14 protein-coding genes are annotated in these 15,118 nt (G+C 39.9%); 4 read left to right on the plus strand and 10 right to left on the minus strand.

Annotated features, from left to right (window positions below; translation table 11 throughout):
* Nucleotides 1-60 precede the first annotated feature (60 nt).
* Nucleotides 61-1,566 (plus strand): long-chain fatty acid transporter, encoded by a 1,506-nt coding sequence (locus tag HWE15_RS05320; RefSeq protein ID WP_290506472.1) that lies wholly within the window; start codon nt 61-63, stop codon nt 1,564-1,566.
* Here HWE15_RS05320 and HWE15_RS05325 read toward each other — a convergent pair.
* Genes HWE15_RS05325 through HWE15_RS05335 form a run of 3 tightly spaced genes read right to left on the minus strand, consistent with a single transcriptional unit; the run spans nt 1,543 to nt 3,720 of the window.
* Entirely contained in the window at nt 1,543-2,082 is a 540-nt protein-coding gene (locus tag HWE15_RS05325; RefSeq protein ID WP_290506473.1) for a shikimate kinase, read from the minus strand. The genes HWE15_RS05320 and HWE15_RS05325 overlap by 24 nt on opposite strands.
* Nucleotides 2,079-3,179, minus strand: a complete 1,101-nt coding sequence (locus HWE15_RS05330; protein WP_290506474.1) for a BT_3928 family protein — start codon at nt 3,177-3,179, stop codon at nt 2,079-2,081. Before HWE15_RS05330 ends, HWE15_RS05325 begins: the two co-directional genes overlap by 4 nt.
* Nucleotides 3,169-3,720, minus strand: coding sequence for a DUF1599 domain-containing protein (locus HWE15_RS05335; protein ID WP_290506475.1), 552 nt, complete (start codon nt 3,718-3,720; stop codon nt 3,169-3,171). Before HWE15_RS05335 ends, HWE15_RS05330 begins: the two co-directional genes overlap by 11 nt.
* Before the next feature lie 14 nt (nt 3,721-3,734).
* Between HWE15_RS05335 and folP the strand changes: the two genes are divergently transcribed.
* Together folP and cdaA are read left to right on the plus strand one after the other, a co-directional pair.
* Entirely contained in the window at nt 3,735-4,619 is an 885-nt protein-coding gene (folP, locus tag HWE15_RS05340; protein ID WP_290506476.1) for a dihydropteroate synthase, read from the plus strand.
* On the plus strand, nt 4,616-5,491 hold the full coding sequence (gene cdaA, locus HWE15_RS05345; RefSeq protein ID WP_290506477.1) for a diadenylate cyclase CdaA: 876 nt from the start codon (nt 4,616-4,618) through the stop codon (nt 5,489-5,491). Before folP ends, cdaA begins: the two co-directional genes overlap by 4 nt.
* 79 nt (nt 5,492-5,570) lie before the next feature.
* On the opposite strand, the gene kbl is transcribed toward cdaA, so the two are convergent.
* Nucleotides 5,571-6,767, minus strand: coding sequence for a glycine C-acetyltransferase (gene kbl, locus HWE15_RS05350; RefSeq protein WP_290506478.1), 1,197 nt, complete (start codon nt 6,765-6,767; stop codon nt 5,571-5,573).
* A 156-nt stretch (nt 6,768-6,923) separates the two neighbouring features.
* On the opposite strand from kbl, the gene HWE15_RS05355 reads away from it, so the two are divergent.
* Entirely contained in the window at nt 6,924-7,874 is a 951-nt protein-coding gene (locus HWE15_RS05355) for an NAD-dependent epimerase/dehydratase family protein (protein WP_290506523.1), read from the plus strand.
* A 35-nt stretch (nt 7,875-7,909) separates the two neighbouring features.
* Here HWE15_RS05355 and HWE15_RS05360 read toward each other — a convergent pair whose 3' ends face one another.
* The 6 genes from HWE15_RS05360 to HWE15_RS05385 form a co-directional block, all read right to left on the minus strand.
* Nucleotides 7,910-8,260, minus strand: coding sequence for a Spx/MgsR family RNA polymerase-binding regulatory protein (locus tag HWE15_RS05360; protein WP_290506479.1), 351 nt, complete (start codon nt 8,258-8,260; stop codon nt 7,910-7,912).
* Nucleotides 8,261-8,274: 14 nt separating this feature from the next.
* A complete protein-coding gene (hemL, locus tag HWE15_RS05365; RefSeq protein ID WP_290506480.1) occupies nt 8,275-9,567 on the minus strand; it encodes a glutamate-1-semialdehyde 2,1-aminomutase in 1,293 nt (430 codons plus the stop codon).
* On the minus strand, nt 9,564-11,219 hold the full coding sequence (locus HWE15_RS05370; RefSeq protein ID WP_290506481.1) for a hypothetical protein: 1,656 nt from the start codon (nt 11,217-11,219) through the stop codon (nt 9,564-9,566). The genes hemL and HWE15_RS05370 overlap by 4 nt, the downstream gene beginning before the upstream one ends.
* 125 nt (nt 11,220-11,344) lie before the next feature.
* Nucleotides 11,345-12,874, minus strand: a complete 1,530-nt coding sequence (gene guaA / locus HWE15_RS05375; RefSeq protein WP_290506482.1) for a glutamine-hydrolyzing GMP synthase — start codon at nt 12,872-12,874, stop codon at nt 11,345-11,347.
* Between the two features lie 110 nt (nt 12,875-12,984).
* Entirely contained in the window at nt 12,985-13,986 is a 1,002-nt protein-coding gene (locus HWE15_RS05380) for a phosphotriesterase (RefSeq protein ID WP_290506483.1), read from the minus strand.
* 85 nt (nt 13,987-14,071) lie between these two features.
* Nucleotides 14,072-15,067 (minus strand): ligase-associated DNA damage response exonuclease, encoded by a 996-nt coding sequence (locus HWE15_RS05385; RefSeq protein WP_290506484.1) that lies wholly within the window; start codon nt 15,065-15,067, stop codon nt 14,072-14,074.
* Nucleotides 15,068-15,118: the final 51 nt, after the last annotated feature.

The raw sequence follows: 15,118 nt of genomic DNA on the forward strand, positions 1-15,118 counted from the left end.
TGAATAAAACATCTTTCTAGTCCCTATTCTCGTTTTCATACTTGCACAATTGAAATCAATATGAGGTATTTATTTGCTGGTGTTCTCTTCTTAGTAGCAAATTTTACTTTTGCTCAAAGTGGTTATTTTGAAGATGCCCTTCGATTTAGTCAAAATTTTCCAGCTGGATCGGCGCGGGTAATGGCTCTTGGTGGGACGCAATGGTCGCTAGGAGGCGATGTTTCAAATATTGCAGGGAACCCTGCAGGGTTGGGTTTCTTTAGAAAGTCAGAAGCATCCATAAGTCTAGGTTATAGCGACTGGGGTGTCCAAACCCGGTTTTTAGGACAAAGTGCCAATTACAATACAAGTAATTTTTCTGTCCCCAACCTTTCTGTTGTTTTTGCGAGTCCAAAAGGTATCATGGAGCGCGGAGCCTTCAAAGGTGGTTCTTGGGGAATAAGTATTCAACGGATTGCAAACTTCAATACAGAATTTGGATACTTCTCTGATTTAATTGGAGAAACCTCCATTTTGGATTTCTACATACAGGATTCATTTGGTGTTCCGGAAAGCCGGATTGAATCTTTCGGCATTACAGGCCTCGCATACCAGACCTACCTTATCAATCCGATAGCTTTTGATGAAAACGGAAACCCTATTCCGAACCCTGATACTTATGACTCATTTATTTTAGGTTTTCCTTTCCAGGATGAAAATGTAATTCAAGAAGGATCCTCAAATCAAATTACCTTTAGCTATGGAGCTAATTTCTATCACAAAATATTTGTGGGAGGATCACTTGGAATTCGCTCACTCAGCTACTTTTCACAAAAAGTTTATAATGAAGAGTTCATTGATGAACCACTGTTCACTTCATCTCTTCGAGAAAGCCTTTTTATAAATGGAACTGGTTTAAATCTGAATATCGGTTTGATTTACAAGCCGATTGATTACGTCAATATTGGCTTCAATTTCCAATCCCCTACTTGGCATTCCCTTAGTGAGGAATACGAATCAAGCATCCGTGCTGAATATAATAATTATTACTACGAACCGGAGGATGTAACCTTAGGGAGCGAACAAGCTTTCTCAGACCTTTTCGTCAATAATTTTAGTTTAAACACTCCCTTAAAACTTGGTGCTGGCGGAACCGTTTTTCTAGGAAAAAACGGCTTTATTTCAGCAGATGTGGACTGGGTTGATTATAGTGCTGCGAGAATTAATTCAGGAACATTTAACGAAGGTCCAGATAACCAAGCAATCCAAAGTTTATACACAAGCACTATTAACTATCGCTTTGGAGCAGAAGGAAGAATCAATAACTTCTATGTACGAGGAGGTTATGCCTATTTTGGGGACCCATTTTCGGATACTTCCTTTGATAGAAGTACAAGTCAAATAAGTGGTGGCCTGGGCGTAAGAGTTAAAAATTTCAATATTGATTTTGCCTTAGTTAATCAAAAATACAATTCACTCTATCGATCCTATCAAGTTCTGGATCAAATTGATAACAATATTGGCCCAATAACCGAAATCGAAAACAGCATTATTAGCGGGGTATTAACTCTTGGGCTGAGTTTTTAATTGATGTATCAACTCTGACATAAAATACTCAGCGGAAAAATCAGTACCGCTGAGTTTTATTTTTGACTCCTCATAAAAAGGACTTCTTTGAGCGATCAGGTCTTTAAGTTTTAGAGTAATTACTCCTGCATCCATGCCTTCAAACATAGGACGAACAGAGGCTTTGGAATGAAAAAGGCGATTGGACACTTCTTCTAAAGGAACATCCAAATAGACGGAAATCGCGTGCTGATTTATCAGAGCCATATTATCGTTAAAGCATGGACACCCACCTCCAGAGGCTAAAACAAAAGCCCGATCGGAAGCCAAAACTTCATTTAAAGAATCCGTCTCCCACTCTCGAAACTTTCCTTCCCCATACTTTTCAAAAATAGAGGAAATCGTTTGCCCTCTTTTTTCTTCAATTAATTGATCCAAATCCAAAAAATCAACCTGGAGCTCCTTTGCCAATACTCGACCAAATGTACTCTTTCCAGATCCCGGTAATCCAATCAATACAACCTTTAGCTTACTCATTGAATAAACAAATCTAATACCTCGCTCGCATTGGGAGTGTTGTTATGGTGGTATTTAGCCAGCACTGTCCCATCTTTTACGATCATGATTCCAGGATTGGAGCGAATCATGGTTTTGACCACAGTTGCATCAGCCTGCAGCCCAACAATACTCCAGTTGTTAGAGGATATAAACGAATCAATCTCTTCCTGAGGAGCGGCAGCCATCAAAACCACATCTACCGGGGCATTTTCCATCGATTTGACCAAGGAATGAATTGACTCCAAGTTTTTATCGTTGAATTTGGCCATGCTTGGGCTCAAGATCAAGACTTTATTACCTGCAAATACAAATTCCGTTTGATCTCCAGATTCATTCCATGCTGAAAAATCTGAAATCTTAGGAAGCGCATCCGGATTTTTTAGATTCATTTCAACAAACTCATACCCTTCCTCTGTTGGATAACTATCTAGAGTAACCATTGCCCCATCTTTTTTCATGACATACGAATATTGTAAAGGGGCTGACGGTTGCATATTTGTTGGAATATTGACTCCTACTTTATACGCTCGAAAATCAATAAAAGGCAAATTGCGGATCGCTGTTAAACCAAGAACAAAACATAGAATTCCAACCCCTACAACAACTCGCTTAGCCAGTAATGAAGAACTAGACGGTAAATATTTTTGAAGAGCCAAGATCCCAAAAATCATGATCATCAAGATCACATCTTTATAAAATGATTCCCAAGGAGTCAACTTAATCGCATCCCCAAAGCAACCACAATCAGTCACTTTATTGAAGTAAGCTGAGAAAAAAGTCAGAAAGGTAAAGAAGATAATCATAGCCGTCAATGACCAAACAGTGAACTTGCTCCGAACTCCTAAAATGAGCATCACTCCTAAAACGACTTCCAGTACAACCAGGAATACAGCTAGATATAAAGCCAAGGGTTTTAGGTAATAGAAAAACCCTGCGATATCATTCGAAAAAACATCGAAATACTCCTCCAGTTTAATTGCGGTACCAACTGGGTCATTGACTTTAATTAATCCTGAAAAAATAAAAAGGCCTCCAACCAATAAGCGAAGCACCCAAAGAATCACTTTATTTAGCATGATGATAGCCTAATTTAATGAGACAAAAAACCGCATAATTAATCATATCCTGATAATTGGCCTCTATGCCTTCTGAAACCAATGTTTTCCCTTGATTATCCTCAATTTGCTTTAGCCTGAATAACTTCATCAAAATGATATCCGTCATGGAGCTTACTCGCATATCGCGCCAAGCCTCACCATAATCATGATTCTTATCCTCCAATAGACCTTTTGTTCGGGCAACCCATTCATCATAAATTGGCTCCAAGTCTTCAAATGGAATCTCCATTCGATCCTCATCTTTTAAGGAAATTTGAATGAGCGCAATCAGGGAGTAATTGATAATTCCCACAAAATCATCCTCCAAAGGATCACTGATTTTTTGATTTCCTTTTTCCTGAACTGATCGAATTCGCTGTGCTTTGATAAAAATCTGGTCTGTAATGGAAGATAATCTCATAATCCTCCAAGAAGTCCCGTAATCGATGGTTTTCTTCTGAAAGAGTTCTTTACAACGGTCGATTACTTGCTTATATTCGTTGCTGGTTTTGGTTTCCAATGGATTTTATTTAAATGATACTTTTCTCAGATCCAACTTCTATCGTCGAAGATAAATTATTTCCTCAAAAATATACACTTCAAATCAAGGGACGGCTTGTCATCTGGGATGAACCTCAAATCATAGGGATATTAAACCTAACACCTGACTCCTTTTTTGCAGGCAGTAGGGTGAAGCCCACCCGAGACGAAATCCTTAAAAAAGCGGAATCCATGATTTTGGAGGGAGCAGATATCTTGGATTTGGGTGGCTATAGTAGCAGACCAGGTGCTGAGCATATTAGCCTTGAGGAAGAATTGGACCGAATAATTAAGCCCATCCAATGGATATCCGAACAATTTCCTGAGATTTTAATATCCGTCGACACATTTCGTTCGCAAGTAGCAAAGGAGTCAATTGAGGCAGGTGCTCACTTAATCAATGATATTTCAGGAGGTTCACTTGATGAGAAGATGTACGAAGTTGTCGGCAAACTAAACGTACCCTACTTTTTGATGCATATGAAGGGTACGCCACAGAATATGCAGGAGAAAACGGACTATGGTAAACTTTTACCTGAAATCTTGAACTATTTCGCGAAAAAACTGCATATTATAAAAGAGTTTGGCATCAAAGATGTAATTATTGATCCGGGGTTTGGTTTTGCAAAATCTTTAGAGCAGAACTACCAAATCCTCAGAAATCTTGAGATTTTCAAAACATTGAGTCATCCGATTTTGGTTGGCCTTTCAAGGAAATCGATGATCTACAAACTACTGGGTTCTTCCCCGGAAGAATCATTAAATGGAACTACTGCCCTTCATATGTTTGCCCTATCGAAAGGTGCCAACATCCTAAGGGTGCATGACGTTAAAGAAGCAAACGAAACCAGAAAACTATTTAAACAACTTTACGCTTGATACTGCTTTTTAAAATAGGATTCCTCGATGTGTCCATCGTGAATATGATCGATATTGCGTTGGTTTCCTTTCTATTATATCAAGTATACAAGCTTCTAAAAGGAAGCGTAGCCATCAAAATTTTCCTAGGCTTCCTATCCATTTACTTGGTCTACCTATTGGTTCGGGCTCTCCAGATGGAATTGCTTTCCTCGATCCTAGGACAATTCATGGGAGTCGGTGTCTTGGCTGCGATTATCATCTTTGCTCCAGAGATTCGTAAATTCCTTCTGTTAATTGGGAGATCCTCCCTCCTTTCCCGAGACAATATTTGGAAAGACTTATTGTTCTTTTGGAGAAAAAAAGAGAATGCTTCTTTTAATATCAACCCTATCATTGAAGCGTCAAAAACCCTAGCAGGTAGTAATACAGGTGCTTTAATGGTTATTTCAAAAAGTACGGAATTAAAATTTTATGCAGAGAGCGGGGATATTTTGGACGCAGAACTATCAAAGCGACTACTCATTTCCATTTTCAATAAATACAGTCCTCTACATGATGGAGCCGTGATCATCCATAATGGAAAAATTAAAGCTGCCCGTTGTATTCTGCCTGTGACAGAACGAGAGGTTCCAGCCCAATTTGGCTTGCGCCACAGAGCAGGTATCGGAATGTCTGAAGCAACTGATGCAATTATTCTCATTATTTCGGAGGAAACCGGACAAATTTCTATGGCGAAAAATGGAAAGGTCCTTCACAATATGTCCTTTCAGGAAGTTCGAGAAATGCTCAATGATTACCTCAACAATTTGGATGTGGATAGTCAATTTGAGGATCTGGAGGAGTACGAAATGATGAAAAAGCGAAAAATGGCGATGACTAGTAAATCCTAATCTATTGTCTCCCCTAATATACCTGAACAAAAAAGCCCGATTTATTTACAAAACCGGGCTTTTTAAATGATAATGAATATTAGGAAATTACTCCCAACTCCTTCCCTACTTCTATAAATGCTTGGATCGCTTGATCCAAGTGATGTTTTTCATGACCCGCAGAAATCTGCACCCGAATTCTAGCTTGACCTTTAGGAACCACGGGATAGTAGAATCCGATCACATAAATTCCTTTTTCAAGGAGTTTTTCAGCCATTTTCTGGGATAAAACTGCATCGTACAACATGATCGGTACAATCGGATGCTCCCCTGGCTTTATATCAAAGCCTGCAGCTTCCATTTTCGCCCGAAAATATTTCGTATTGTCCTCTAATTTATCCCGAAGCTCTGTTGTTTCTGAAAGCAAATCAAATACGGCTATTGAAGCTCCTGTGATGGATGGTGCTAAGGTATTGGAGAAAAGATAAGGTCTAGACCGTTGACGGAGCAGTTCGACAATTTCCTTTCTTCCCGAAGTAAAACCGCCTGATGCCCCCCCAAGAGCTTTTCCCAGTGTACCGGTGATAATATCGATTTTCCCCATCACACCCCGAAATTCATGGACTCCTCTTCCAGTTTTACCCATAAATCCGGTGGAATGGCATTCATCAGACATTACCATTGCCTCATATTTTTCTGCTAGCTCAACGATTTTATCCAATTGCGCGATGGTCCCATCCATGGAGAAAACACCATCGGTAACAATTATTTTTTGCTTCGCACCAGCCTCATTTGCTTCTTTAAGTTTCGCTTCCAAATCTGCCATATCGTTATGCTCATACCGATACCGCATGGCTTTACAAAGGCGAACTCCATCAATAATAGAGGCATGATTCAAAGCATCTGAAATGATTGCATCTTCCGGTCCTAATAAAGGCTCAAATACGCCTCCATTGGCATCAAAAGCTGCTGCATATAGAATGGTGTCCTCTGTTCCTAGAAATTCAGAAATCTTCTTCTCTAATTCCTTATGAATATCCTGAGTTCCACAAATGAATCGGACGGAAGACATACCAAACCCATGCGAATCAATGCTCTTTTTGGCAGCATCAATCACTTTTGGATGGGACGAAAGTCCCAGATAATTATTGGCACAAAAATTTAAAACCTTTTTACCTCCTTCAATGGTGATTTCAGCGGCTTGAGGAGAAGTAATTATCCGCTCGTTTTTAAATAGTCCTGCTTCCTTGATTTCAGCAATCTCTTTTTCAAATTTGGGTTTGATCTGTTCGTACATGATTTGATAAACTTGATTTAATTTATTCTTATTTGCCTTTTTCCATTGATCAAAAAAACCTGCAAGAGGTTTGAATTTTATTACTTTTGCGCTGGTAAACCCAAATATAAACAAAAAGCCATGCACCATCAGATGGCTTTTGATAGAACGCAACAAATGGAAAAAATTCTTGTCATAGGAGCAGCTGGACAACTCGGTTCTGAACTAACGAAGGCACTAACAGACGTTTATTCTGGAGAACAAGTCATCGCGACGGATTTAAATCCAAACGCAAAAGAAAAATTTGATTTCTGCAAATTCCAAGTGTTGGATGTAATGGATCAGGAAGCCGTAAAAAGCCTGGTTCAGAACGAAAAGGTGACTCAAATTTACCATTTGGCAGCAGTGCTTTCTGCAACGGGAGAGAAACGACCACTGTTTGCTTGGCAATTGAATATGAACTCACTGCTATTCATCTTAGAATTAGCAAAAGAATTCAAACTCAACAAGGTCTATTGGCCTTCTTCCATTGCAGTTTTTGGCCCCAACACACCTGCAATCAATACCCCTCAATACTGCGTTAAGGAACCTAACACAGTATACGGCATCTCCAAACAAGCCGGAGAACGTTGGTGTGAGTATTATTTTGAGAAATATGGAGTGGATGTTCGAAGTCTCCGATACCCGGGCTTGATTGGGTATAAATCTTTACCGGGAGGTGGCACAACTGATTATGCAGTAGATATTTACCACAAAGCTTTAAAAGGCGAAAAATTTTCCTGCTTTTTAAAGGAAGACACCATGCTTCCAATGATGTATATGCCTGATGCGATTAAGGCTACCATCGATTTGATGGAATCTCCAAAGGAAAACGTGAAGATTCGCTCAAGCTATAATTTAGCTGGAATGAGCTTTACCCCTAAAGAGATTTATGAAAGCATCTTAAAGTATCATCCCAATTTTGAAATTGAATATCAACCTGACTTTAGACAGGCAATAGCGGATGGATGGCCTGACAGCATTGATGATCATTTTGCAAGGGAACACTGGGGTTGGAAACCAAGCCATGACCTTGATTCCATGACAGAGGATATTTTGAAAAATCTTCCTAAATACTTTGAGTTTTAAAAAGGAAAGCAGGGTTTCAGCCCTGCTTTTTTCTTTTACAGATTTGATGAAATTTCTTGTTCATCAAACCCTAAAGTCAAAACTCCATTTGGATAGACAATAATAGGTCGTTTGATCATGCTGGAATTTTCAATTAAAATAGAAATCGCAGTATCTGGCTTTTCAAGTGCCTTTCGCTGACTTTCATCCATTTTCCTGTAAGTCATTCCCTTTTTATTTATCACAGCCTCCAAGCCTGCTTTTTCAATAAATTCTTGCAATAATCCACTTGTGGGCTTTTGCTTTTTATAATCGATAAAATCATAAGAAATACCCCTTGACTCCAAAAAGTCAAAAGTCTTTTTCATCGTATTGCAATTCTTAATTCCGTATACTTTTAAACTCATAATCTCTAAAATTTTTATTTGTGAATCTCAATCATACTTTCCCGATGGACCTCTAATATTCGGTCAATCAAATCATCTGATAGCGCTGTAGATAAAAACAAACTTTCAAACTGAGATGGCGCCAAATAAACCCCTCGATGAAGCATTGCTTGAAAATACTTTCCAAATAACTCCGTATTAGATGTTTTGGCAGAGTCAAAATCAATCACGGGTTCGGAGGTAAAAAACAAGGAATACATGCTTCCGAGATGATTAACCGTGTAATCAAATCCTAATTCTAGATTTATCTTTTGAATTCCTTCAGCAATCTTTTTTCCAATTTGAAGTAATACTCCGTAGATCTCAGGCTGTGTTTTTAAATGTCGAAGCATTGTCAATCCAGCTGCCATAGCGATCGGATTCCCTGACAAAGTTCCAGCTTGATAAACCGGTCCCGCAGGAGAAACAAAGTCCATAATTTCCTTTTTACCACCATAGGCTCCAACTGGCATACCGCCACCTATAATCTTTCCCAAAGTGGTCATATCCGGAGTAACTCCAAATAACTCTTGCGCACCTCCTGGGGCCAAACGAAAACCTGTCATCACCTCGTCAAAAATCAATACAATGCATTCTCTGGTACAGATTTCTCGTAAGCCCTCTAGATAACCAGGCATAGGAACTACTAATCCCATATTACCAGGAACAGGTTCTAAAATCAATGCCGCGATTTCGTTCTTGTTAAGGCGAACAAGCTCTTCAATTGCTTCTAAATTATTGTAGGGAGCTAACAAAGTGTCTTTAGCCGTCCCTTGAGTTACACCGGGAGAATCAGGATGCCCCATCGTTACTGCTCCTGAACCTGCCGCAATGAGGAAGGAGTCTCCATGACCATGGTAATGACCTACCATTTTGATAATTTTATCCTTTCCGGTATAGCCTCTTGCCACCCGAATAGCAGACATGGTCGCTTCGGTACCAGAGTTTACCATCCGAACTTTCTCCACAGAAGGAACCATCTGGGTAATCAATTCGGCGATTTCTACTTCTCTAGAAGTTGGTGCACCAAAGGATGTTCCTTCATGCATCGCCTGAATGACAGCTTCCCGAATTTCGGGGTGGTTATGCCCCAAAATCATCGGTCCCCAGCTGTTAATTAACTCAATATAGGCGTTTCCGTCTTCGTCAAACAGAAATGCACCATCTGCTCTTTTTATGAAGATAGGATCTCCACCTACAGCACGAAAAGCCCGAACAGGAGAGTTTACTCCTCCGGGAATAAATTGTTGAGCATGGGCAAAAAGCCGCTTGCTTTCAGAAATATTCATTGATTAATTATCGGTTTCAATTCTCCTGACTCAAATTTGAAGACAGGAACATATCGATTAGAATTCGTATTCTGGAAATTAAATCCCCAAGTTAATTTACCTGGTTGAAACACTTGTTGATCCAAGCTAGTTCGAAAATCAGTCTCTGAATCAGGCCGGAAGTGTGTCGCTAGCCAATACACCATTTCATACCCTAGAACGGAATTGGAACTTGGAAAAAGTGAATACTCTTGGTAAAACCTATCTTTCAATTGAACCATGGATTCAGATTCAAAATTGGGAGTATTATTAGAGATGAAATAAAAATTATCATACGGAAGCATCTCATAATTCGCAAAGTTGAAGGTTAACCAAGAATCCATCACAAAAATGGGAACTTCTGTGGTAACAGATTCTACCAAAGACAAAATAGGGTCTGCAATATTCGGGTCATCCGAAAGAACGACCACTTGATCAACTAATACCTCCACGCTATCCAAAGTAGGACGAATGCCCAACTCTGTCAGAAAAGAAGCCGCATTTCTTGGAGATATTTCCTGATAATTAATCAAATCAGCTCCACTTCTCTCCAATTTCTCCCGAAGGAATCCTGCAACTTTTTGATCTCTGGAACTTCCACCAAATGCAATAGCAATTCGATTCCCTGTTGGTAAACTCCCAATAGTCTTCGCGATTCCCTCTGCAATATGTTTGGAAGATGGACGGAATAAATAACTGTAAGAACTACCTTCAAATCGATCTCCCAAATTGGATAAGGGATGGATAAACGGGATTTTAGCAGCATCTGCAAAAGCACTTACCAAATCCGTCTCCTCCGGATAGATTGGACCCATAATTACATCTGCATTTTTCACCTTTTCTTCGGATAAGATGGATCGCAATGTTTCAATTGAGCGTTTGGAATCAAAAGTACTCAGGCTCACACGTACCCCTTCATTCTCTAATTGATTTACTGCTAATTGGATTCCTTGAAAAAGCTCATAAACAAAGCCTTTGGGATCTATAGGCTGACTTCCTGTAGAAAAGGGTAAAATCACTACTAAATCAATTACTCCGTTATTGGACCCAGAAGAAGTCCAATCTTGATTTTGTCCCTGGAGCTCATAAAACAGCGATTTCTCATCTGAAGAAAGCACATTTTTTTGCTTTAGGACAGCACTCAATGCAGCTGTATAGTAGGAGCGATCTTGATAATCCTTCAGATTACTAATCAAAAAATCAGGACTTTCTTTTATCAAATAATTATAAGCCATATTAGCACCCTGGTTCTGGAATTTTTCACTTTCTAAATCTAGATTAGAAAGCACTTCCAATGCCCCTAAGGAATTCTTATTCAAAAAATAGCTTTCTGCCAATACTAATTTAGCTTCACTTTGATGCAACCAGCTTCTTTGTGACAAAGGCTTTAAATAATCAATAGCTGCTTGCGCTTGATTGGCTTTAAAGGCAGCTTCTCCGGCATGGAAGGTCGCATATAATGCCAAATTCCCATATTTTTCTTCATCAGTAAACTCACGGAAAGCATTCATAGCTTCCCAATAATTTCCATTTTGAAGATTAGTTTTTGCTGCTTGATAGCCAGCAGGAATTGACTGTGCAAAAGCAAAAGAGATTAGAAAAAAAAGAGGGAAAAAGAATATAGATTTCCGCATTGATTCAGTGACTATTTAGCTTGACAAGCAAATTTAACCCATTATTTCCAAACCCAAAGTTTGGTCTGCATGAACAAAAACAAAACCCGAACCAGTAGGCTCGGGTTTTAACAAGTATTGAGATTTTATTCCCATTCAATAGTTGCTGGCGGTTTGGACGAAATATCATAAACCACTCTATTTACACCCTTGACTCGGTTAATGATCTCATTGGACATTTTCCCTAGGAATTCATAAGGTAAATGGATCCAATCGGCAGTCATACCGTCGACTGAACCTACCGCACGTAAGGCGACTACCCGCTCGTAAGTTCGCTCATCTCCCATCACTCCTACTGATTGGATAGGTAGCAAAATAGCTCCTGCCTGCCAAACTTGATCATATAAACCGTGGTTTTTCAGGCCCTGAATAAAGATATGATCTACTTCCTGAAGTGTCTTCACTTTTTCCTCAGTAATATCTCCCAATATTCGAATAGCTAAACCTGGGCCTGGGAAAGGATGTCTTCCAATTATACTTTCTGGAATTTCCAGGGCACGTCCTACTTCCCGAACCTCATCTTTAAAAAGGGTATTAAGCGGCTCAACAACGGATAATTTCATAAAATCCGGTAAGCCACCTACGTTGTGGTGAGACTTAATGGTAGCAGAAGGTCCTTTAACAGAAACTGACTCGATCACGTCTGGATAAATGGTTCCTTGTCCAAGCCACTTTACTCCTTCGATTTTATGAGCTTCATCGTCAAATACCTCGATAAATACACGCCCAATAGCCTTTCGCTTTGCCTCAGGATCAGTCAATCCCGCCAATGCATCATAAAACCGCTGCTTAGTATCCACTCCAATCACATTCAAGCCCATGTGTTTGTAAGAATCCAAAACTTCTTCAAACTCATTTTTGCGAAGCAATCCATTGTCTACAAACACACAGGTCAACTGATCGCCGATTGCACGGTGAATCAAGGTAGCGGCCACAGAAGAGTCCACTCCTCCAGAAAGTCCCATTACTACCTTATCCGTTCCAATCTTTTCTTTTAATTCAGCAACTGTTGCATCGATAAAGGTATCTGAAGTCCAGTCCTGCTGGCATCCACAAATACCTACCACGAAGTTTCTAAGAAGATTTTTCCCTTCTAAAGAATGGGTCACTTCTGGGTGAAACTGAATGCCATATGTTTTTTCTCCCTCTACTTTGAATGCTGCAACCTCAACAGATGGTGTACTAGCGATCACCTCAAAACCTTCAGGAAGCTTTTTGATGGTATCCCCATGAGACATCCAAACTTGGGATCCATGGGTCATTTCTTTCAACAAATCATGATGCAAATCAATATGATCCAAGTTTGCCCGACCATATTCCCGAATCGTGGAAGGCAAGACTTCTCCCCCATACTTATGCGCCAACAATTGGGAACCGTAACATACCCCCAAAACAGGGAGCTTCCCCCTCAAACTATCCAAATCCAAGTCAGGTGCTCCTTCATCACGAACACTACAAGGAGAGCCAGAAAGAATCACTCCCTTAATATCAGAGGTGATTTCGGGCACTTTATTGAAGGGGTGAATTTCACAGTAAACGTTAAGCTCTCTTACTCTTCGGGCGATGAGTTGGGTGTATTGAGAGCCAAAATCGAGGATCAAAATTTGTTCTGCCATGCGCAAAGGTAAGCATGGCTTCCCGTTTGTTAAAGGTCGGCAACAGAAATTTGGTATAAGATTGAAAAATTCAAAAATTAGAAAATTGAAACATTCTGAAAACCAAAGATTTAAAGAGAAGAAAAAGCTGATTTAGGGTTTTCATTTAACAATAAACCCCAATCCTCCTTTGAAAAACCTCTTTCATTAAGAGTTGGAATCAGCTTTTCAAAAATATTGGTAAAGGGCTGGAAATCTCCTCCACCCACTTTAGCAGGGTCATACCATCCTGCGTCATGGGAAATCAATACATTTCCAAGTATTCCATTTTCCTTGGCGAAAACCAAGCGGTCCACATAGGGATCTATCGCCCAGCCTATTCCATCCAAGCTTATCCAAACACCCATTTCTGCTGCAACTTTATAATTTTCAAAATCCGGTTCATTTTGGGCATGAACCCACACAAATTCGGATGGGTTTACGCCCATTTCCTGAAGAATCCTAACTTCCTGCATCGCAGTCTTCCAGGTTCCAGTATGCGAAGCAATCGTCAGCCCTGTTTTTTGATGGGTAATCCCTGCTGCTTTGACGAGCTTTTGATCAATGAGCGAAAGGGTATCGGCTTCATTCACCGAAATTTTAATAAATCCTGGTTTAATGCCAGTCCCTTCAATTCCGTTTTCAAATTCAGCTATCCATCGATCTGCCAATTGTTGTGCAGTTTCTGTTTGTACAAAATCCGGCAAATACTTCCCTCCCACTGCACCATAAAATCCAGTATTGGTCAAGATTTGGATTCCAGATTTTTCGCTAAGAGATTTGAGCAACAAAGGATCTTTGGCCAAATAGCTAGGCGTACAATCAAGGATGCTTTTGACACCATATTGCTTTACCTCCAAAAGAAACGGGAGCACTTTCATTTCGACAGAATCTCGATTCCATCCATCAGGACTGATTGAGTCGGCCCCGATAAAGTCCACTAGCATATGCTCGTGAATTAAGGTCAAGCCCATGGAGTCAATAGAAATGGGGCCGGCGACAGTATTTATGTAATTATCAAAATTATTTGAAGGATGATTTTGACAGGAAATGAAAAGAATGTTTAGGAAGAAGGAAATCAAAAACTTGGACATGAGGGGAAAGTATGATTCTATGCTCAAGATATTGGTAGGAAGTCAATTTTACAATCTTCCAATTTTTTAATGCTGACTCAACTCCCTATTCAACTTCTTCCTCTCCAAAAAGTGTTTGAAGTTCAACTGCATTAATCCCTTTTTCTTCTTGGAGGAATTTCCCAAAAGCAGCCGTACTCCCATGAGTCAAATAGACCTTTTCAGCTTCAGTTGCTTCAATAGCGCTGATCAAACCTTCCCAATCGGCATGATCGGACAATACAAAACCTCTGTCTGCAGCTCTTCTCCTTCGCGTTCCCCGGATTGCCATCCAACCTGAACAGATCCCGGTTCGGTAGGGTGAAAATTTCCTCATCCAGGGAGTTCCCATCGCAGAAGGCGGAGCAATTATCAGACTTCCTTTGAATTCAGACTTGGGAATATCTTGTGTAACCTTTGGAACATCAGGCATAGCAATACCACTAGTCAGTAAAGCTTGATTAGTATTCCACACGGCTCCATGAGTGAATACTTTTCCGATTGAAAAATCTAGGTGTTTTAAGATTCGCTGAGCTTTACCTAATGAATAGGCGAAAAGAACAGAATTCCGACCTTCCGAAGCATTATCTCTCCACCAAGAATTGATTTGATTGAAGATCTCCTCCTGAGGTTCCCATTTGTAGATCGGCAAACCAAAGGTGCATTCAGAGACGAATTCATGACATTTTATTGGCTCAAAAGGAACGCTAAGCCCGTCATCTTCTACTTTATAGTCTCCGCTAACCACAGCTATTCGCCCTTTGTATTCCAGTCTGACCTGGGATGAGCCTGGAATATGTCCAGCTGGATGAAGTGAGATTTTAACTCCATTTACCATTTTCACTTCTCCATAATCAATCGTCTCGAGATTAATTTCAGACCCTAACCTTAGCTTCATTACTTCAGCAGAATGATGATGTGCTAAATAATTTTTCATTCCCCATCGAGCATGGTCAGAATGGGCATGGGTAATCACTGCCTTGTCCACAGATCGCCAGGGGTCAATAAAAATATCCGCAGGAGGACAATAGAGTCCGTAGTCAGTAAGTTCAAGTAAATTCAAAATAATCTTTGTTGGATCTGATGAAGCAGAATACCCTAATTACAAAAAAAC

Origin of the sequence: Algoriphagus sp. (assembly GCF_013373065.1) — a bacterium.
In the GTDB taxonomy this organism is placed as follows: Bacteria; Bacteroidota; Bacteroidia; order Cytophagales; family Cyclobacteriaceae; genus Algoriphagus.